At 70.2% G+C, this 19,121-nt stretch carries 16 protein-coding genes and 3 pseudogenes; 13 read left to right on the top strand and 6 right to left on the bottom strand.

Going from position 1 to position 19,121, the window contains the following annotated elements; genetic code table 11:
- The first annotated feature begins 4 nt into the window (after positions 1-4).
- Together ACFY9E_RS16600 and ACFY9E_RS16595 are read left to right on the top strand one after the other, a co-directional pair.
- Positions 5-1,486 (top strand): MFS transporter, encoded by a 1,482-nt coding sequence (locus tag ACFY9E_RS16600; protein ID WP_390984076.1) that lies wholly within the window; start codon positions 5-7, stop codon positions 1,484-1,486.
- A gap of 172 nt (positions 1,487-1,658) precedes the next feature.
- Positions 1,659-2,129: a hypothetical protein gene (locus ACFY9E_RS16595; protein ID WP_390984074.1), complete on the top strand. Its 471-nt coding sequence runs from the start codon at positions 1,659-1,661 to the stop codon at positions 2,127-2,129.
- A gap of 126 nt (positions 2,130-2,255) precedes the next feature.
- Here ACFY9E_RS16595 and ACFY9E_RS16590 read toward each other — a convergent pair.
- A pseudogene (locus ACFY9E_RS16590) lies at positions 2,256-2,693 on the bottom strand (sigma-70 family RNA polymerase sigma factor); the annotation flags it as partial.
- Between the two features lie 85 nt (positions 2,694-2,778).
- Between ACFY9E_RS16590 and ACFY9E_RS16585 the strand changes: the two are divergent.
- The 5 genes and pseudogenes from ACFY9E_RS16585 (at position 2,779) to ACFY9E_RS16565 (ending at position 7,772) form a co-directional block, all read left to right on the top strand.
- Positions 2,779-3,237 (top strand): carboxymuconolactone decarboxylase family protein, encoded by a 459-nt coding sequence (locus tag ACFY9E_RS16585; RefSeq protein ID WP_390984071.1) that lies wholly within the window; start codon positions 2,779-2,781, stop codon positions 3,235-3,237.
- 511 nt (positions 3,238-3,748) lie between these two features.
- Positions 3,749-4,258: a hypothetical protein gene (locus ACFY9E_RS16580; RefSeq protein WP_390984068.1), complete on the top strand. Its 510-nt coding sequence runs from the start codon at positions 3,749-3,751 to the stop codon at positions 4,256-4,258.
- A gap of 647 nt (positions 4,259-4,905) precedes the next feature.
- A pseudogene (locus ACFY9E_RS16575) lies at positions 4,906-6,055 on the top strand (S1 family peptidase).
- Between the two features lie 317 nt (positions 6,056-6,372).
- On the top strand, positions 6,373-7,050 hold the full coding sequence (locus tag ACFY9E_RS16570) for an HAD-IA family hydrolase (protein WP_390984066.1): 678 nt from the start codon (positions 6,373-6,375) through the stop codon (positions 7,048-7,050).
- Positions 7,051-7,517: 467 nt separating this feature from the next.
- The gene (locus ACFY9E_RS16565; RefSeq protein ID WP_390984063.1) at positions 7,518-7,772 is read left to right on the top strand and encodes a hypothetical protein; all 255 of its coding nucleotides are present in this window, start codon (positions 7,518-7,520) and stop codon (positions 7,770-7,772) included.
- Positions 7,773-7,839: 67 nt separating this feature from the next.
- On the opposite strand, the gene ACFY9E_RS16560 is transcribed toward ACFY9E_RS16565, so the two are convergent.
- From ACFY9E_RS16560 to ACFY9E_RS16550, 3 genes are all read right to left on the bottom strand, one after another.
- Complete coding sequence (locus ACFY9E_RS16560) at positions 7,840-8,631, bottom strand: TSUP family transporter (protein ID WP_390985094.1); 792 nt, start codon at positions 8,629-8,631, stop codon at positions 7,840-7,842.
- Between the two features lie 76 nt (positions 8,632-8,707).
- A complete protein-coding gene (locus ACFY9E_RS16555) occupies positions 8,708-9,427 on the bottom strand; it encodes a cation transporter (RefSeq protein ID WP_390984060.1) in 720 nt (239 codons plus the stop codon).
- Entirely contained in the window at positions 9,427-9,762 is a 336-nt protein-coding gene (locus tag ACFY9E_RS16550) for a metalloregulator ArsR/SmtB family transcription factor (protein ID WP_390984058.1), read from the bottom strand. The genes ACFY9E_RS16555 and ACFY9E_RS16550 overlap by 1 nt, the downstream gene beginning before the upstream one ends.
- A gap of 403 nt (positions 9,763-10,165) precedes the next feature.
- On the opposite strand from ACFY9E_RS16550, the gene ACFY9E_RS16545 reads away from it, so the two are divergent.
- From ACFY9E_RS16545 to ACFY9E_RS16525, 5 genes and pseudogenes are all read left to right on the top strand, one after another.
- Positions 10,166-11,551: a ricin-type beta-trefoil lectin domain protein gene (locus tag ACFY9E_RS16545; RefSeq protein ID WP_390984056.1), complete on the top strand. Its 1,386-nt coding sequence runs from the start codon at positions 10,166-10,168 to the stop codon at positions 11,549-11,551.
- A 71-nt stretch (positions 11,552-11,622) separates the two neighbouring features.
- The gene (locus ACFY9E_RS16540) at positions 11,623-13,830 is read left to right on the top strand and encodes an RICIN domain-containing protein (RefSeq protein ID WP_390984053.1); all 2,208 of its coding nucleotides are present in this window, start codon (positions 11,623-11,625) and stop codon (positions 13,828-13,830) included.
- Positions 13,827-14,228: pseudogene (locus ACFY9E_RS16535) on the top strand (1,4-beta-xylanase); the annotation flags it as partial. The gene ACFY9E_RS16540 and the pseudogene ACFY9E_RS16535, both read left to right, overlap by 4 nt.
- 162 nt (positions 14,229-14,390) lie before the next feature.
- On the top strand, positions 14,391-14,762 hold the full coding sequence (locus tag ACFY9E_RS16530) for a hypothetical protein (protein ID WP_390984050.1): 372 nt from the start codon (positions 14,391-14,393) through the stop codon (positions 14,760-14,762).
- A 211-nt stretch (positions 14,763-14,973) separates the two neighbouring features.
- Positions 14,974-16,032, top strand: a complete 1,059-nt coding sequence (locus ACFY9E_RS16525) for a Ku protein (RefSeq protein ID WP_390984047.1) — start codon at positions 14,974-14,976, stop codon at positions 16,030-16,032.
- A gap of 263 nt (positions 16,033-16,295) precedes the next feature.
- Here the strand turns inward: ACFY9E_RS16525 and ACFY9E_RS16520 are convergent, their stop codons facing one another.
- Positions 16,296-16,691, bottom strand: coding sequence for a cupin domain-containing protein (locus ACFY9E_RS16520; RefSeq protein ID WP_390984044.1), 396 nt, complete (start codon positions 16,689-16,691; stop codon positions 16,296-16,298).
- Positions 16,688-18,136, bottom strand: a complete 1,449-nt coding sequence (locus ACFY9E_RS16515; RefSeq protein ID WP_390984041.1) for an MFS transporter — start codon at positions 18,134-18,136, stop codon at positions 16,688-16,690. Before ACFY9E_RS16515 ends, ACFY9E_RS16520 begins: the two co-directional genes overlap by 4 nt.
- A 57-nt stretch (positions 18,137-18,193) precedes the next feature.
- Here ACFY9E_RS16515 and ACFY9E_RS16510 point away from each other — a divergent pair, with 57 nt between their 5' ends.
- Positions 18,194-18,862, top strand: coding sequence for a TetR/AcrR family transcriptional regulator C-terminal domain-containing protein (locus ACFY9E_RS16510; protein WP_390984038.1), 669 nt, complete (start codon positions 18,194-18,196; stop codon positions 18,860-18,862).
- Positions 18,863-19,121 lie beyond the last annotated feature (259 nt).

Below are 19,121 nucleotides of genomic sequence, written 5' to 3'. Positions count from 1 at the left end.
CACCATGCCGGCCACCCCAGCCCCACGCGCGTCCACCGCCTCCGCTCCCGGGCACGACTCGCAGCTGTCCGCGTCTGAGCCGAGGCGACAACCGGCGGGGCGAGCACGACCGAGTGGGCCGCCTGCCGAGACTGCCGCCGCGCCGCGGCGCGGCGGCGTCGCGCTGGTCGCTTCGCTCCTCGGCTTCACAGTGATCACCATCGACGTCTCGGCCGTGAACATCGCACTGCCCGCGATTAGCGACTCCCTCGACAGCGGGATGTCCGGGCTGCAGTGGGTGGTCGACGCATACACACTGATGTTCGCGGCCCTGATGCTCTCGGCGGGCGCCCTCGCCGACCGCGTCGGCGCCCGCCGCGCCTACACCTGGGGCATCGCCCTGTTCACCCTGGCGTCCCTGGCCTGTGCGCTCGCGCCCGCCATCGGCGTACTGGTCGCCGCACGCGTGGCACAGGGAGCAGCCGCCGCGATCGTGATGCCGGCCTCGCTGGCCTTGATCCGGCACGCCTACGAAGACGCGCGGGCGCGTGCCCGGGCCATCGCGCTGTGGACGGTCGGCGGCTCGGTGGCGATGGCCGCAGGACCGGTGCTCGGCGGGCTGCTCACCGACTCCGCCGGCTGGCGGGCGGTCTTCCTGCTCAACCTCCCCGTGGGCGCGGTGATCCTGGGCCTGTTGGTCCGGGTGCCGCGCTCCCCGCGCCGGCCCGCCGCACTGGACCTCGGTGGCCAGCTCACCGCCGTGGTGGCCTTGGCCGGTCTGGCCTTCACCGTGATCGAAGGCGGCCACCTGGGCTGGACCAGCGGCCCCGTCCTGGGCGCCGCCGCGGTCGCCCTCGCCTCCGGGTGCGCCTTCCGCGTGGTGGAGGCCCGGCACCGCCACCCCATGGTTCCCCCGGCCATGCTCAAGGACCGCCGGGTGGCCGTCCCGCTCGCCGTCGGTTTCGCCGTCAACGCCGCCTTCTACGGCGGGATCTTCCTGCTCGGCCTGTACTACCAGCAGCTACGCGGGATGTCGGCGATCGCGGCCGGGCTGATGTTCGTCCCCATGTCGGCGGTGGTGACGGCGACCAACCTGGTGTCACCGCGACTGGCCGAACGGGTCGGGCGGCGCCGGGTGATCGTCGCCGGGCAGTTGGTCTTCATCGCGGCGATGCTGGCCATGCTGCCGCTGGCCGCGCACACCCCTGTATGGCTGGTGCTGATCCTGCTGCTGCCGCTCAGCGTCGGCGGGGCGCTCGCGGTACCGGCGCTGACCGCGCTGCTCATGGACACCGTGCCACGGGAGCGCGCGGGAACCGCCTCGGGGCTTCTCAACTCCCTTCGCCAGCTGGGCGGTGCGCTCGCCGTCGCCCTCTTCGGCAGCCTGCTCTCCGGCCCCGCCGACGGCGGCTTCTCCCTCCCGGGCATGCGCGTCGGCCTCCTCATGGTCGCCGCTCTCCTCCTCATCACCGCCGCCCTGTCCCGCCTCGCCCTGCCCCGCGGTTGATGTCATCTCGTGCGCCCGTGCGGCCGCTGCCGTCGGCCACTCGCGTTCGAGGCGTGTGGACGATGTTCCGGTGGCGGCGGCCGCCGGGAGGGCGTGCTCGTGGCCCGGGGAGACCGCCGCCGAGGTTCACCGTGGCGCGAGAGGATGAGGGCTTCCGAGAGGAGGACTTGGGATGAGTTACGACCTGCGAGCAGTGATCGCCGACGGGGAGGCACTGCGTGATGCCACGCGGGACCTGCCTGCCGCTCGGCCGGCATCGATCGGACAGGGCTTGTCGCTGATGCCGATGACGGACGCACTGCTGGAAACCGTCGGAGACGGCGGTACTGCAAGCGCCTGGGGGTTCCGGCGGTTGACAGGAGGGTTCGAGAAGGTGCTGGCCGACTGGTCGGTCCATGGCCCGGTGGCCTATGTGGAGGCAGAGTACTTCGGCGGTGTGGGCGAGCAGCGGGCTGCCGTTTGGGCCGACGGCAGCGTCGTGCTCGGACCGCTCCACGTTGAGGAGAACGAGCCCTTTCCACCGGCTGGCAGTCCGATCTCTCGAGCGCTGCGGCGACTTGGGGTGGTGACAAGCGCAGGAGAGGACGAGTTCTCAGCCGTCGGATTGAACCGGCATCGGCACACTGAGGCGTGGATCGCCTGACGCGCACGGTGCTGTCGGCGGCCCTGCCCCGGCCAGGGGTCACGCCGGGTCCGGCAGGTCCATGAGTGCGAGTTGGGCCGGGTCGACCAGGGCGGTGATGTCGGTGATGCAGCCGTCGTCGACGGTAATACTGCCGATCTCGCCGAAGGACACCGCGAAGACGTCGTGCAGCACAAAGGCCAGTCGTTCGTCAGGGCGCAGCGAGTCGAGGACCGTGACAAGCGCGAGGCCGACGGCGTCCCCGAGAGCCACGAGCTCTTCCGGAGCGGGATCGTCGTCGAGCGTCACCGTGAAGTCGGGCAGCCGGTCGTCGTAGGAGACTTCTGGGCGCGTCCGGCCCGACCGCAGGACATCGAGGCTGATGCGGCCGACCACCGTGGTCAGCCAGCCGCCGAGGTTGTCGATGGTGCCGATGTCCTGGTGGGACAGCCGCAACCACGCTTCTTGGACCGCGTCTTCCGCATCGGAGTGTGACCCGAGCATGCGGTGGGCGACGGCGCGGAGCCGGTCACGGTGGGACTCGAAGGCATCGACGATCGAGCCCGCGGGTTGGGTGCCGGTCATGTTGTTACCTCTCTGGAAGCTGCACCGTCATAGGGATGACGCGCACGGGCGCCGCAACGTAACCGATGAAGGAGAGCACTCCCTGATGGAAAACCGGCTCAAGGACAAGAACACGAACAACCCGGACGTGTGGACCGCGATCCGGCACCTCCAGAAGGCGATCGCCGCCGGGGGTGTCGACCCGAAGCTGCTCGCGCTGGTCCACCTGCGCGCCAGCCAGATCAACAGCTGTTCGGCGTGCGTCCACGCCGGTGTCGCCGGGGGGAGGAGGGCCGGTGACACCGAGGAGCGGCTGCACAACGTGGCGGCCTGGCGCGAGGCGCCGTTCTACACCGATGCGGAGCGCGCGGCACTGGCGCTGGCCGAGGCCGCCACCCGGTTGCAGGACGGTGCGCAGGGCGTCACCGACGAGATCTGGGATGAGGTCAACGCCCATTTCACAGAGGAACAGATCGGCGCGATCAACCTGGAGATCGCGCTGACCAACTTCTTCAACCGGATCAACCGCACGATCAAGGAACCGGCCGGAGGAACCTGGGGCTGAACCCGGCGCGGCTCCGGCCGTCGGCGCCTCCCGGACACCGGTGGTACAGGGGCGGTGGGCGGCCGGCTGGTCCGGCGCCGACGGTGAACTGCCGCCGGAAGCCGGCAGCCGCGTCGGTGTCGGTCACTTGCAGGACACGGACCAGGACCAGCACCAGGCCCTGCACCAGGGCGGAGCGCGGGACCAAGCGGCCGCGCACCGCCGTCCGGCCGCCCAAGTCGGCAACGAATGAGCAAAAGATCAACAGTGCAGCTCAGAAGTAGCTCAACACCTTTGCTTCGCACTGTGGCACCGGACCAGGGTGACCTTGGGACGTGCTTCCGGCTCGCAGGAGCCATCGAGTGCGGCCGGCTACGCCGTCCACTGTGCAACCGCGCCATGGGCAGGCACGTGATCTGGGGGAATAATGGACCGGTTCCGAGCAAGTCTGCTGTCTTCCACTCCAACTCGGCGCCGCACCACTCTCGGTGACGTGGGCTGCTGTCTTGCGGTCCTTGCAACCGGAGTCGCCTTGCTGATCACGGGTCCTTCGAGTGGCGGGGTCGGTGAGGGCTCCGCGCTCGACGGTGGCCTGCAGTCGGCCGCAGATGTCGGCTACGAACACGCGCAGGTCGGTGAGGAGTACTGGGCCGGGCTTCCCCTCCCCTGGAACACCTCCGGTCAGGACGTGGAGATCACCAAAGCGGAGTTCTCCCATGTCCCCGAGGGCGTCAAGGTCATCGAGTACCGGGCCGTCCACGGCAACGAGACCGACGGGAGCGTCATGTTCGCCCACACCGGCGGCAAGGGCAGCACGCCCGATCTGTCCAAGATCCGGAACCACGCGGGGCGCCCCTTCACGGTGAGGGCGAAGTCCGGCGGCGACATCTACTACGTCGCCCGGGTCAAGGTCACCGGACCCGTCAACGGGACACTGAAGGACTGCCGCTTCTGGTACCGGCAGGGTTCCCGGCAATACCGACAGCAGGTGGACTGCTCGACCATCATCCGCCTGGGATCCCCCATCGCGTACGAGAAGTAGGGGCCCGGGAGCCGCGGAACCGCATGACGTCCCGCACGTCATGAGAGCCTCATGCCGGACCGGGCGGCTCGTGCCCCATGGCGAAGTGATGCTCGGCCGCGGATCACTCCGCCGGCGATACCGGCTCGCTTCCCCTCCGGAAGGATCAGCGCGACCATTCCTTCTTCCCTTTCGAGGATCGCATGCGACTGCCTTCTTGGGGCCTTGTCGCCGCTCTGCCCCTGGCCACCCTCATGGTGCCGAGCACGAGCGCGTCGGCCGCCGCGCCGCCCCCGTGTCCTGGCGGTTCGGTCTGCTTCTTCAGTGAAGCGGACTTCCGGGCGGCACGAGCTGGGAATGGAGGGCCGGCAGCGCTACCGCGACCTGCCTCCTGAACTCCATGACAGCGTCGGATCGTTCGTGGCCGGCACCGACGCCTGCGGGACACTCCCTCCGGGCCGCGTCCCCTGCCGCGGACCAGGAACGGCACACCGACTTCGGACGCCGGGGAACGCGACAAGCCACTCACGTCGTCCGGCAGCACGCGGCCGGGCATAGGCCTAGACCTTTTCATCGTCACGGGCTAGGCTCTGCCGCGCATATCCCGAGAGCGCTCTCAAGCTCTGCTGTTCCACCCCCACCCTGCTGGAACAACGAAGGGGCATCCCTTGAGACGCACCACAATCCTGCGCACCGGACTGTCCGCACTGCTCCTGCTCGGCTCCTGGGCGACCGCGAGCGCCCTGCCGGCCACCGCCGCGGAGGGTCCCGCCCGCTCCACCGAAGCACCGGCTTCCGCCGAGCTCCTGACCGCGATGCAACGCGACTTGGGGCTGACCCGAGACGAAGCGGAAGCACGCCTGGCCGCGGAGAAGACGGCGACAGCCGTCGAACGCAAGGCGCGCGGTGCCGCCGGTTCGGCCTACGGCGGCTCCTGGTTCGACGCCGACAGCGGCAAACTCACCGTCGCCGTCACCCGAGCCGCGCGCCGACGCCGTACGCGCGAGCGGAGCGGCCGTTCACCTCGTGCGGTACAACGCCCGCCAACTCGACGCGGCGAAGGAGAGGCTCGACGCGCTGCGAGCCCCTGCCGGAGTCGGTAGTTGGCACGTGGACCCGAAGGCCAACAAGGTCGTCGTGAACATCGTCGCGTCGCACCGGGACGACAACGATGTCCAGGCCTTCCTCTCCCGAGCCCGCGAGGCCGGTCCCGTGGCGGTGCGACAGACCCCCGCCGCACCGCGCACGTTCGCCGCCGGCACCGTGGGCGGCGACCCCTACTACACCGGCAACGTCCGCTGCTCCATCGGCTTCTCGGTGCACGGAGGCTTCGTCACCGCCGGGCACTGCGGCTCACCGAGCGCGGCGGTGTACGGCTGGGACCGGTCCTACATCGGCACCTTCCAGGGGTCGTCGTTCCCGGACAACGACTACGCCTGGGTGAACGTGGGCAGCGGCTGGTGGACCGTACCGGTGGTGCTCGGCTGGGGCACGGTTCCCGACCAGCTCGTCCGCGGCTCCGCCGAGGCCCCGGTGGGTGCGTCCGTCTGCCGTTCCGGTTCCACCACCCACTGGCACTGCGGCACGGTGCTGGCGAAGAACGAGACGGTGAACTACAGCCAGGGTGCCGTCCATCAGATGACGAAGACCAGCGTCTGCGCCGAGCCCGGTGACTCGGGCGGCTCCTTCATCAGCGGCGACCAGGCCCAAGGGGTGACGTCGGGCGGCTGGGGCAACTGCGGCAGCGGCGGCGAGACCTGGCATCAGCCCGTCAACGAGATCCTCAACCGGTACGGACTGAGGCTGCACACAGCCTGACCGATCACCGGCACACCGAGCGGGCCCCGTCCTTGCAACGGCTGACGGTGCCCGCTCGGACACCACTTCCTCCTCGGAACTCAAGGCTCCTTCGCGCTGGAACCGACCGGCCGCACAGGGCAGGTCTTCACCGGCAGCGCGGATGCGGGGACCCGCCCGTCATCGGGCTGCGCGGCGACCGCTGACTGTCATGGGCCACTGCGAAGGTTTCCGGGGCACACGCGAGTCGCCATGGAGTTCGGTGAACGGCGCTGCCCTGTGGCCGTCTCCGAGAGCCGTCCCGCAAGCGCCTGTCGGCCGCCTGGCATGATCGGCGCGTGCCCAGTGAACCAGTCCGGCAAGGCCGGCAAGCCCGCACGAAGTATGTGCTGTTCGACGTCGACGGCACGTTGATCGACGCGGTGAGCAACCAGCGCCGGGTCTGGGCAACCTGGGCGATGCGGTACGGGCTGGACGCGGACGAGGTCTACCGGGTGGCTTTGCGAACCCGGCCGCTGGAGACGTTCGCCCAGGTCGCCGCCGACCGTGATCCGAGCGAGTGTCTGGCCCTGCTGCACGAACTGGAGGACGAGGACGTTCGCTCCGGCGCCTATGCGGCTTTCGACGGAGCGTCGGGCCTGCTGCACGGTCTGCCGCCCGGAACCTGGGCGTTGGTGACGTCGAACTACGAACACCGGGTGCGGGGCCGTTTCCTGCGCACGGGCCTGCCCGTGCCGGACGTGATCGTGGACGCGGCCGCTGTGGAAGAGGGCAAGCCCTCTCCCGTGCCCTATCTGCGGGCCGCTGCCCGCCTGGGCGCCGAGCCAGGAGACTGCCTGGTCATCGAGGACGCCCCGTCCGGAGTGCGATCCGGACTGCGCGCCGGGATGACGGTGTGGGGCGTGAACGGCGCTGCCGAGGTCGAGGGCGTGCATCGCCACTTCGTCACTCTGCGGGAAGCAGTCCCCCACATCCTGGCCCGCATGTCCGGCACACGGGGTACGGGCGCGGTCTGAGCCCTCCCCCGTCGGCACCGGACAGCACGGGGGTTGATCTCGTTCAAGATCACACGGAGGTTCGACGTCCGCTCGGCCCCGCTGTCCCTGCCGGCATCGTGCGGGTCCTCCGGCCGGCGACGGATCACCGGGAATCCGCCGGCCCAGGGCACCGTTAGCCTGACCAGCATGGTGTCCGAGGGGGCCGGAAGGCCGGTTGATGTGGTGTGTCCGAAGTGCGGCGGTGGCAGCGCCCGGACCGTTGAGAAGGCCCGCGGCGGTAAGGGTGCGATGCGGGACGACCTGTACGGCCGACCGGCGCCGGGGCCGGACAAGACAGGCGACGGGTGCATGCATCTCGCGCAGGGCATGGCGCTGACCGGAATGAGCATCGTCCTCGCGGACGTGGTGTTCAGCAGGACAAGCCGCTGTACCTGCTCGGCGGTGCCGCGCTCGCTCTGCTCTGCCTCGTCGGCACCTTCGTGGTCGTGCGTGGTGACGGACGGGAGAAGGCCGCGGCCGAGGCCGGCTCCGAGCGTGCCGAGCGCCTGGGGCGGCCGGCGTACCACTGCCCCGGCTGCTCCTCGGTGTTCTGCCCGGGCGACGCCCCATGGCGGGGAACACGCACCCCGGAACAGTTCAAGCAGTTCGTGTGGGCCGAGGCCGGCTACGCCGACCAACTCCTCGCCGGGGACCGGGCGAAGGACGCGAAGATACCGTCGGACGTCCTGCCGGGCCGGTGACCGAACCACTCGTCCCCGCTCGGCGTCAGGTGGGTTCCCGCTTGTGCGCCCCGTGCCACGACCGACCTCAGCTCAGGGACTGGGCCGCGTAGAGCGTGCCGAGGGCGGCGGCGAGCGTGCCGAGCAGGACGCGGAGTGCGGTTTCGGGCACGCGGGGCTGGAGTTGCGCACCGAGCCAGCCGCCGACGAGCCCGCCGAGGCCACAGGCAAGGCCCAGTGGCCACTGGGGCGCGACGGGGCCGGAGCTCGTGGTGGCGAGCACGGCATACGCGGCGGCTCCGGCGACGGAGGTGATGAAGGTCGCGGCGAGCGTGGCCGGTGCGATGCGGGCCAGGGGCATGCCGCGGGCGGCGAGGATCGGCCCGAGCAGGGAGCCGCCTCCGATGCCGTAGATCCCGCCCACGACGCCGACGGTCAGGGCCAGGGCGGCGAGTGTGGCCGGCGACGGCTCGGCGTTCGTGCCGGGAGGCGGCTGGATGCGGTTCGGCCGCAGAGTGCGCAGGCACAGCCAGGTGCCGAGCGGCAGGAGAAGGGCGGCGACCAGCAACCGGAAGACGTCCGGGCCGGGGAGGGCGTGGACGCGGACGGCGGCGCCGGTGATCACCCCGGGCAGCGACCAGCAGACCAGGCGCCGGGCCAGTCCGCCGCGCAGAGCGCCGTCGCGACGGTACCGCCACAGGGCGCCTGGCCCTGCCACCACGTTGAACAGCAGGTTCGTCGGCGTGACCGCGGGGCTCGGCACGCCGAGGAGGCTGAGCTGGACCGGGAGGAGGAAGACGGCCCCGGACACGCCGACGGGCGCGGTCACTGTCGATATCAGCAGCCCGGCCGCCAGCCCGGCCCAGATCGTCCACTCCACCACGGCCCCCGCTCCTCGACAGCCCGGCCAGTATCGAGGCAGTCGCCCGAGGAGGGGCGGGATGGCAACGTGATGTTCACGAACAGCAGGCGCAGCCCGGGCCGCAGCCGCCCCCGTCGCCCGCCCGGGACTCTGCGCGGGTGTCGGCCACCGGGCTCGCGGTGGGGGCGCAGCAGCCCTTGCCCTGCCAGGCGTCGCGGCCTTCCTTGACGGCCATGCCGGCGATGACGAGGGCGGCGAGCGGGTCGGCCCAGGACCAGCCGAGGGTGGCGTTGAGGACCAGACCGACGAGGAGGACTGCCGACAGGTAGGTGCACAGCAGGGTCTGTTTGGAGTCGGCGACCGCGCTGGCGGAACCGAGTTCGCGGCCGGCGCGGCGCTGGGCGGCGGACAGGAACGGCATGATCGCCAGGGAGAGGGCGGCGAGGACGATGCCGGGGATGGAGCGTTCGGCTTCTCCGGTGCCGGTCAGCGCCCTGACGGCGTCGACGGCGACGTAGACGGCGAGGGCGAAGAACGAGATCGCGATGATGCGCAGGGTGCGCTGCTCGCGCGCTTCCCGCACGGCGTGGTCGGCTGGGGAGAACTGCCAGGCGACCGCGGCGGCGGAGGAGACTTCGATGACGGAGTCGAGCCCGAAGCCGATCAGGGCGGTGGAGGAGGCGATCGTGCCGGCGGTGATGGCGACGATCGCTTCGATGACGTTGTAGGCGATCGTGCCGGCCACCAACAGCCGTATGCGACGGGTGAGTGCGTCGCGCCGGGCGGGGCTCGGGCCGAGGGATATCGCGGTCATCAGCAGCACCCCTTCGCGTCGGCGTCGGGGCAGGTGCGGTCCGTCTCCACGGCGACCACGGCGGTGCGCAGGTCGTCCAGTGCGTGTCCGATGCGGTCGTCGGCGAGTTCATAGCGCGTGCGGCGGCCGTCCGGGACCGCGACGACCAGGCCGCAGTCGCGCAGGCAGGCCAGGTGGTTCGACAGTCGGGTGCGGGAGACGCCGATCGTCTCGGCGAGGTCCGATGGGTAGGCGGGCGCCTTGCGCAGGGCCAGCAACAGCTGGCAGCGGATGGGGTCTGCGAGAGCGCGGCCGAAGCGCGCGAGCACCTCGACGTCCGGGGCAATGGTCAGCACCCCATGAGAGTACAAGGAATCCTGAATTCAGTAAATCCTGAACCATCTGGGGTCGAGGCCAAGGGGGCGTACATGGAGGGCGACCTCGAACGGAGGCCGCACGGCGGCACCTTCGGACGCGGAGCGGTTCGGGGTGCCGCACACACGCACCCCGATTGGCCTGTACCAAAGCCTTGACACGCGTTTGCGTCACTTCTTAAATCATGAACTGAGATAAGCCCCCCACTCACCCCCGCCGGCGGCCGACACATCCACGCATCCATGACCGACCTACAAATGTCATGCGCATGGCATTGGTGTCCGTGTCTCCCCCGGTAACGGGCCATCGGTGTCCCCACGTCATCGATGACCTCCCGCATCTCGCTCGCGGGCGGCGCCCGTCACCAGAAATGGACGTGACTCCATGACCAAGAAGCAAGCGGCCGGCCGGACCGGACGCCGGCTGCTGGGCACCGCCGCAGCGGCGTCCCTCCTCGCCGGTCTCGGCGGCATGCCCGCGAGCGGCGCCGCGGCGGCCACCGGCCAGATCACCGGGATCGGCGGAAAGTGCGTGGACGTCGCGGGCGCCGCCACGGTCAACGGCACGGCCGTGCAGCTCTACGACTGCAACGGCAGCGCCGCCCAGCAATGGACCGTGGGCAGCGACGGCACGATCCGCGCGCTCGGCAAGTGCCTCGACGTCGCGTCGGGCGGGACGGCCGACGGAACCCGGGTACAGCTCTGGGACTGCAACGGCAGTGCCGCCCAGCAATGGACCGTCACGTCCGCGCGGGACATCGTCAACCCGCAGGCCGACAAGTGCCTGGACGCGACCGGCAACAGCTCCGCCAACGGGACACGGCTCCAGATCTGGACGTGTACCGGAGCCGGCAACCAGAAGTGGACCGCGCCGAGCGGCGGCACGCCGACTCCCTCGCCCGGCGCGATGGCCGTCGCTCCCTACCTCTACAACGGATGGGGCAGCCCGCCGAACCCCGCCACCGTGATGAACGCCACCGGCGTCAAGTGGTTCACGCTCGCCTTCGTGCTGAGCAACGGTTACTGCAACCCGCAGTGGGACGGCAGCCGGCCCCTGACGGGAGGCGTGGACCAGCAGACCGTCAACACCGTCCGGGCAGCCGGCGGCGACGTCATCCCGTCCTTCGGCGGCTGGAGCGGCAACAAGCTGGAGAGTTCGTGCGCCAGCGCGGGCGAACTCGCCGCCGCGTACCAGAAGGTGATCAACGCCTACGGGCTGAAGGCCATCGACATCGACATCGAGGCGGCGGCGTACGACAGCCCGACCGTGCAGCAGCGGACGGTCGACGCGCTGAAGACGGTCAAGGCCAACAACCCGGGCATCAAGGTGTACGTCACCTTCGGCACCGGCCAGAACGGTCCGGACAGCAGCTTGATCGACAAGGCCGCCGCCTCCGGTCTCACCGTCGACAGCTGGACGATCATGCCGTTCAACTTCGGCGGCGCCGGCCAGGACATGGGACAGCTCAGCATCCGTGCCGCCGAAGGGCTCAAGACCGCGGTCGAGAACGCCTACGGCTACAGCGACGACCAGGCCTACCGCCACACCGGCATCTCCTCGATGAACGGCATCACCGACAACGGCGAGACCGTCACGGTCACCGACTTCCGCACCATCCTCGGATACGCCCAGCAGCGTCACCTCGCGCGACTGACCTTCTGGTCGGTGAACCGCGACCGGCCGTGCACCGGTGCCAGGGCCGACACCTGCTCGGGCGTCTCCCAGCAGCCGTGGGACTTCACCCGGGTCTTCGCCCAGTACGGCGGCTGACGCTCCGCACGAACGGCCACCCCACTCCCCCAACCCCCCACTCACGCCGCTTCGTCGGCACTGGAGAAGACATGCTCCGACTCCCGAGACCACCCATCGCCGGACGCTGGACCGCTTCCCTCGCGGCCGCGGCCACCGCCGTCTCGATCCTCACCGGCCTCCCGCCCGCCCAGGCCGCCTCCTTCGCCGCGGCAGCCCTGCCCACCGGCTGGTCCACGGTGGTGAACAACGGCAGCGGCAAGTGCCTTGACGCCAGGGCGGCCGCCACCGTCAACGGCACCGCGGTGCAGCAGTACGCCTGCAACAACAGCACCGCGCAACAGTGGAGCTTCACCCCGACCAGCGACGGCTATGTGCGCATCAACAACCGCAATGACGCCCAGCAGGTCGTGGACGTGAGCGACGTGTCGACCGCCGACAACGCGGCCGTGCACCTGTGGACGTACGGCGGCGGCGACAACCAGCAGTGGCGGGCCGTCGACGAGGGCGGCGGCGCCTACCACTTCGTGAACCGGCACAGCGGCAAGTGCCTGGATGTTCCGTCTGCCTCCACGGCCGACAGCGTCCAGCTCGTTCAGTACACCTGTAACGGCACGGCGGCGCAGCGCTTCCAGGTCGCGCCCGTGAGCAGTGCGCCCGGTGACGTCGACCTCGGTCCCAACGTGGTCGTCTTCGACCCGTCGATGCCGTCGTCCACGATCCAGAGCCGACTGAACTCCATCTTCCAGCAGCAGGAGACGAACCAGTTCGGCTCCCAGCGCTACGCGGTGATGTTCAAGCCCGGCACGTACAACAACGACGTCAACGTCGGCTTCTACACCCAGGTTCTGGGCCTCGGCCAGTCGCCCGACTCGGTCACCGTCAACGGCGCCGTGCACGTCGAGGCCGACTGGTTCCCGCCTCAGAACGCCACCCAGAACTTCTGGCGTGGGGCGGAGAACCTGTCGGTCAACCCGACCGGAGGCACCGACCGCTGGGCCGTCTCCCAGGCGTCCGGGTACCGGCGCATGCATGTGCGCGGCAACCTCGAACTCAGCGACGGCGGCTGGTCCAGCGGCGGTTTCATGGCCGACAGCAAGATCGACGGCCAGGTGCGCTCCGGCACCCAGCAGCAGTGGCTCACCCGCAACTCCCAGCTCGGCAGCTGGGCCGGCTCCAACTGGAACATGGTGTTCGTCGGCAGCCAGGGAGTACCGGGCAACACCTTCCCCAACCCGCCTTACACCACGGTGAACCAGACCCCCACCGTCCGCGAGAAGCCCTTCCTGTACGTGGACGGCGCGGGCGCCTACAAGGTGTTCGTCCCGTCCGTGCGGACCAACTCCTCGTCCACCACCTGGGCGAACGGCAACGCCGCCGGCACCTCACTCGGCATCGACCAGTTCTACGTCGTCAAGCCGGGCGCGAGGGCGACGCAGATCAACGCCGCCCTCGCCGAAGGGAAGAACCTGCTGGTCACGCCGGGCGTCTACCACCTCGACCAGACCCTGCGCGTGACCCGCCCGGACACCGTCGTCCTGGGGCTCGGCCTCGCCACGTTCCTCCCGGACAACGGCGTCACGGCCATGACCGTCGCCGACGTCGACGGGGTGAAGGTCGCGGGCGTCCTCTTCGACGCCGGCACCACCAACTCGCAGACGCTGATGGAGGTCGGCCCGTCCGGTTCCGCCGCCGACCACTCGGGCAACCCCACCTCCCTGCACGACGTGTACTTCCGCGTCGGCGGTGCCGCCGTCGGCAAGGCGACCACCAGCCTCGTCGTCAACAGCGACGACGTCATCGGCGACCACATGTGGATCTGGCGCGGCGACCACGGCACGGGCATCGGCTGGAACACCAACACCGCCGACACCGGACTCGTCGTCAACGGGGACGACGTGACCATGTACGGCCTGTTCGTCGAGCACTACCAGAAGCACCAGACCATCTGGAACGGCAACGGCGGCCGCACGTACTTCTACCAGAACGAGATGCCCTACGACCCGCCCGACCAGGCCGCATGGATGAACGGCTCCACCCAGGGATACGCCGCCTACAAGGTCGCGAACAACGTCACCAGCCACCAGGCCTACGGACTCGGCAGCTACTGCTACTTCAACGTCAACCCGAGTGTCACCGCGGAGCACGCCTTCGAGGTGCCCAACAACCCGAACGTACGCTTCCAGAACATGGTCACCGTCTCACTGGGCGGCACCGGGACCATCCGGCACGTCATCAACGACCGAGGCGGCCCGTCCAACTCCTCGACGAACGTGGCGAACCTGGTGAGCTACCCGTGACCCGGTTCGCGGCACAACTGCTGATCCTGCTGGCGCTGGTGCTGGGGCTGACCGCCCCGGCCCACGCCGGGCCCACGACGCCCGCCGCCCAGGCCCCCGCCTTCAAGGTCATCGCCTGCCACGGCGGAACCTGGGACGCCGCCCACATCGACTTCGTCAAGGAAGCCAACGAGTGGTTCCCGCGGACGGCGGCGCAGAACAACCTCACCTACACGGCCACCACCAACTGGAACCTGCTCGCGAACGGCGGCGTGAACGACCACCAGGTCGTCCTCTTCCTGGACGACGCGCCCAGGACCGCGGCTCGACGGACCGGTTTCGAGCGGTACGTCAGGGCGAGCGGAGGCTGGATGGGGTTCCACGTCTCGGCGTTCACCACCGATGCCGCCTCCTGGCCGTGCAACTGGCGCAACGGCCGTGCGACAGCTCGGCCTTGCAGAGCTTCCGGCTGACTGCGGGGTGATGCGTGGGCTCGATGGATGACAGCCCGATGGTCACAGTCGGGATGTTTCACGGTCCCGGACGGTGCCGAACGCGCCATTCCGTGGTGCAGTCGGGTCATGTCCTCACCGCCCGTGGACGACCAGGACTCCCCGGCGCCTCCTCGGCGCGAACGCCCTTCCCGGCTGACCGACGTCGTCGTTGCCCTGTTGCTCGTGGTCGCGGACGCCGTCATCGTGGTCGTCGGCGGGATACTGCTCTTCATGGTCGGCATGGGAACCGCGCCGTCGCCGCACTCCTCGCGGCCCGCGCACTCCCGCGACGCCCCTGTTCTGATCTGGCTCGTCATCTGGGGTATTCCGGCCGTGGCGGCGACCGGTGCCTTCGTGCACGCCCGTCTGCGGATGCCTTTCACCGCCGTGGTGCAGGGCTTGTTCACTCTCGCTTGCACACTCCTGGCCGTGGCGTGGACGCGCATGCTGCTGTCGTAGCGCCGGTCGCCCCAGCTGCGGCGCGTCGCGCGTAGGTGCGCCTGCGGTGGCGTCGACGGGTCGAGGACGCCGCCGCCGGCCATGATCACAAGATGCGGGCCGTTGACCTGCGGTGTCTCATGAGAGGGACATCAGGTGGGTATCGCCGTGGGACGGGCGCGGGCCGGATGCCCACCGGTTTCTCTGCGGTGAGGGTTGGGAGTGGGCGGTCATGGCACGCGCGATCTGGACCGGTGTGGTCACGTTCGGACTGGTCAGCGTGCCGGTGGGCCTGTACTCGGCGACCAAGGACCACACCGTCCACTTCCACCAGCTCCAGCGCGGCACCGCTGACCGGATCCGCAACCGCAAGGTCAACGAGCGCACCGGCGACGAGGTCGACTCCGGCGACATCGTCAAGGGGTACGAGGTGGGCGAAGGCGAGTATGTCCTGGTGGAGCCGGATGAGTTGGACGAGATCGCACCGGGCCGTTCGCAGACCATCGAGATCACCGACTTCGTCGACCTGGAGGAGATCGAGCCGGTCTACTTCCAGCGCACCTACTACGTCGCTCCGCGTGGCGAGGAGTACACCAAGGTCTACGAGCTGCTGCGGGCGGCCCTGGCCCGGACACACATGGTCGGTGTCGCGACCTTCGTGATGCGGGGAAGGCAGTATCTGACCGCGCTGCGCGCCGAGGACAAGGTGTTGGTGCTCCAGACCCTTCACTGGGCCGATGAGGTGCGTGACCCGCGTGAGGAGCTGCCCGAGCTGCCCGCCGGCCGTGCCGGGAAGGGCAAGGAGCTGGACATGGCGCTCCAGCTGATCGATTCCCTCAGCGGGCCGTGGGAGCCGTCCCGTTACCACGACAGCTACCAGGAGAAGGTGCGCGAACTGGTCAAGGCGAAGGCCGAGGGCCAGGAGATCGCCGCGGCCGAGGAGGCGCCGGCGGCCACCGATGTCGTCGATCTGATGCAGGCGTTGCAGGGCAGCATCGACCAGGTCCGAAGCGGCCGTGGGACGAGGAAGTCCCGCCCGGCGCGGAAGCAGGCCGCGAAAGGCGCCGAGAAGACCGCTCGGGGGAAGGGACCGTCGAAGTCCGGCCGTTCGTCCTCCGCTTCTCGGGGCCGGCGGGGTACGGGCAAGGACGAGCTGCGGCGGCAGAGCAAGGCCGAGCTCTACCGGCGGGCCACCGAGCAGAACGTGCCCGGCCGGTCGAGGATGAGCCGGGAGGAACTCATCGACGCCCTGGCCGGCGCCGGCCAGGGCCGCAAGAAGAGCGCCGCCTGACCCCTCGCGACCGGGCCGTGGAGCCTGCCGGAGCCGACGCTCCGCGCGACCGTGTCACCGCCCGATCCGCCCGGGCTGGGCGATCGCGACCCGTGACGTGTGGGAGCGGTCGGCCGGGGAGCCGGTTCGGCTGTCCGGGTGAGCCGGTTGCACCTGGACCCCGCCCGGCTCCCGGCCGTCCGCGGTGATCGTGGTGGCCGTGGGCGGAGACCCGACGAGGACCTGTGGTGTCCCGGCGGCACATCGTGCGGGCGGTCGTCCGCTCAGTCGGTGGTGGTTCGCTTTTCGAGGCGGGTGCCGTCACGAAGCGTGATCGACATCAGGTCGCTGGGGGCTTCCAGTTCCAGGCGGTGCCAGCGACCGCGGGGGACGATCACGGCGGTGCCTTCCCGCAACCGCACCATGTCCTCGGCGCCGCCGGGCCTGTCGGGACGGACGTAGAGGCGGACACCGCCGGCCAGGCAGCACACGGCTTCCTCGGCCTCCGGGTGCATCTCCCAGTGGTCGGCGTGAACGTCGGCGTCGGTCTCCACGTGGAACGTGGCGATCTGCCAGGCGCCGGAGCCGCTGCTCGTCATCTGCCGTTCGACGGCTCGGACGTCGCCGTCGGGGTGGAAGTGCAGTGCCGAGGCGAACAGGTCGACAGTGGTGGTCTTCATGACGGTGTTCCTTCCATCTGGTTCTCCGCGGGGGCGGTGGATCGTGGGAGGGGTGTGACGGCCCGGCGACGCGGCAGCGCGGCGATCGCCACGACCGCCGCGAGCACGAAGACGGCAGCGGCGACAGCCAGGCCCAAGGCGTAGCCGTCGTTGAGCGCGACGGGGTCGGTGGCTGTGCCGGTGTGGTGCGCGGCAAGGGTGGCCAGCGCAGCCAGGCCGATGGAGCCGCCGAGTTGGCGGGAGCTGTTCATGAGGCCGGAGGCCATGCCGGCCTCACGTGGAGCGACGCCGGTGGTCGCGGCGGCGGCGACCGGGGCCAGAACCAGTCCCGCACCGACGCTGGTGACGAGGGAGGGGCCGAGCACGTCGGTGAGGAAGCTGCCTTCGGGGCTGATGAGGGCGAACCAGGCCAGGCCCGCGGCGGCCAGCAGGGCGCCGGGCACCAGGGACACGCGGGGGGTGCGTGCCGCGGTGATGCGGGTCGCGACGACGGTGCCCGCGATCAGGCCCAGGGAGAAGGGCAGAAACGCGGTACCGGTCGCTGCGGCGCCCATGCCCAGAACCTGCTGCATGTACAGGGACACGAAGTAGAACGCCGTGAACTGCCCGGCTGCGGCCAGGAACACCAGCACGTTCGCGCCGGCGACCCAGCGGCTGCGCAGCAGGCCGAGGCGCAGCAGCGGTGCGGCGACCCTCGACTCGGCGAAGACGAACGCGGCCAGCAGGACGGCCGCGCCAGCGAGGGTCGCCCAGGTGACCGGGGATTCCCAGCCAAGGGTGTCGGTGCGGACGACGCCGAGCACCAGCAGCCCTACTCCGCCGGTCGCAAGGACGGCGCCCACCGCGTCCAGCCTTTCGCGCGGGGCGGGTGCCGTTCCGGCGGGCACCCCTGCGGGGATGAGCGCGAGAGCCGCCACGACGATGGGCAGATTGATCAGCATGACCCAGCGCCAGCCCGCGTACTCGGTCAACAACCCACCTGCCAGCACACCCAGCGCGCCACCTGCGGCGTTCACCGCGCTCCACACTCCGAGGGCGCGGACGCGCTGAGGGCCTTCGGTGAAGGTGGTGGTGAGCATCGCCAGCGCGGCCGGTGCGGCTGCGGCGGCGCCCAGGCCCTGCCCGGCGCGTGCGGCGATCAGTTGCCAGGGTGTCTGGGCCAGTCCGCCCGCCAGCGAGCACAGCCCGAAGACGGTGAGCCCGAGCACGAACATCCGACGCCGGCCGTACAGGTCGCAAGCGCGGCCTCCCAGCAGCAGAAACCCGCCGAAGGTGAGCGCATAGACGTGTACGACCCACGAGAGGTCGAGCGGCGCGAATCCCAGCGCGGTCCGGATCGCGGGCAACGCGACGTTGACCACGGACATGTCCAGGGCGACGACGAACTGGGCCACGGCGGCTGCCGCCAGCACCACGCCCGGCCTCTCTCGAGAGTTTCTATACATGTAAGAAAAATAGCGCCGGGTGTCGGCCGTTGTCGACACCCGGGAGATGATGGAGGCATGCCGCAACCGTCCACACCACGCAAAACCCCGGGCCGGCCTCCCCGCATCTCGCGCGAGGAGATCATCGAGACAGCCCGCCGGATCGTGAGCGAGGGAGGCGTGGACCGGCTGACCATGCGGCGGCTGGCCACCGAGGTCGGCAGTACGCCGATGGCCCTCTACCACCACGTCCGCGACAAGGAGGAACTGCTCGTCCTCCTCCTGGACGACTACGCCGCACGGACACTGCGCCGACCCGAACTGCCCGCCGACCCTCGCGAGCGGGTCATCGTCGCCGCCACCGCCATCCACGAGTCACTCGCCGCCTGCCCTTGGATCGTGGAGGTACTGACCGCCGACGACCTGATGTCCACGACAGCCCTGTGGTTCGTCGAGCAGATCGTCGACGGCCTGACCGAATGCGGCCTCCCCCTCGACCGGGCCGTGCACGGCTATCGCGCGATCTGGTACTACACCGCCGGAGAGATCGTGGTCAGGACGACAGCGGCGCGGCGGCGCGCAACCGGTGACCATGCCACCTACCGGGAGCAGGTCTTCGCCGATCTCGACCCGGGCGAGCTACCCCGCTTGGCACAGGTCGCGGACCGCTGGGCGCCGCTGACCGCCGAGGACACCTACCTGGACGGCCTCCGGGCCCTGGTGGACGGCCTCCTGACCACGCGCTGACGTCTTCGCCGCGGCGGTGTACTGCTGCCGCGGAGAGGGTTCGACGACGCCTCCAGACGCCTCCCCTCTCCGCCTGGTCAAGCGTGCGGAGAGGTCCCGCTCTGCCGGTCTGAGCGCACCACGCGAGGGGGCCGCCCGGCGACTCCGGGCGGTCAGGAGGAACAGCAGGTAGGACCGTGGGCAGGACATGGGGAAGGGCCGCTTCGACCTCCCCAGGTGTCGCGGCCCCTCCCGTCCAGCGGCAACCAGATACCCCGAC

This window comes from Streptomyces sp. NPDC012466, from assembly GCF_042955215.1.
Lineage (GTDB): Bacteria > Actinomycetota > Actinomycetes > Streptomycetales > Streptomycetaceae > Streptomyces.
Note: the sequence above shows the minus strand (reverse complement) of the source record. Positions and strands in the feature narration are given on the sequence as shown.

Bases quoted from the DNA above. Each gene is read 5' to 3' on its own strand.
- ACFY9E_RS16600 (WP_390984076.1), top strand. From the start codon at position 5: ATGCCGGCCACCCCAGCCCCACGCGCGTCCACCGCCTCCGCTCCCGGG.
- ACFY9E_RS16520 (WP_390984044.1), bottom strand. From the start codon at position 16,691: ATGAAGACCACCACTGTCGACCTGTTCGCCTCGGCACTGCACTTCCAC.
- ACFY9E_RS16540 (WP_390984053.1), top strand. From the start codon at position 11,623: ATGCTCCGACTCCCGAGACCACCCATCGCCGGACGCTGGACCGCTTCC.
- ACFY9E_RS16545 (WP_390984056.1), top strand. From the start codon at position 10,166: ATGACCAAGAAGCAAGCGGCCGGCCGGACCGGACGCCGGCTGCTGGGC.
- ACFY9E_RS16595 (WP_390984074.1), top strand. From the start codon at position 1,659: ATGAGTTACGACCTGCGAGCAGTGATCGCCGACGGGGAGGCACTGCGT.
- ACFY9E_RS16515 (WP_390984041.1), bottom strand. From the start codon at position 18,136: ATGTATAGAAACTCTCGAGAGAGGCCGGGCGTGGTGCTGGCGGCAGCC.
- ACFY9E_RS16555 (WP_390984060.1), bottom strand. From the start codon at position 9,427: ATGACCGCGATATCCCTCGGCCCGAGCCCCGCCCGGCGCGACGCACTC.
- ACFY9E_RS16585 (WP_390984071.1), top strand. From the start codon at position 2,779: ATGGAAAACCGGCTCAAGGACAAGAACACGAACAACCCGGACGTGTGG.
- ACFY9E_RS16525 (WP_390984047.1), top strand. From the start codon at position 14,974: ATGGCACGCGCGATCTGGACCGGTGTGGTCACGTTCGGACTGGTCAGC.
- ACFY9E_RS16530 (WP_390984050.1), top strand. From the start codon at position 14,391: ATGTCCTCACCGCCCGTGGACGACCAGGACTCCCCGGCGCCTCCTCGG.
- ACFY9E_RS16510 (WP_390984038.1), top strand. From the start codon at position 18,194: ATGCCGCAACCGTCCACACCACGCAAAACCCCGGGCCGGCCTCCCCGC.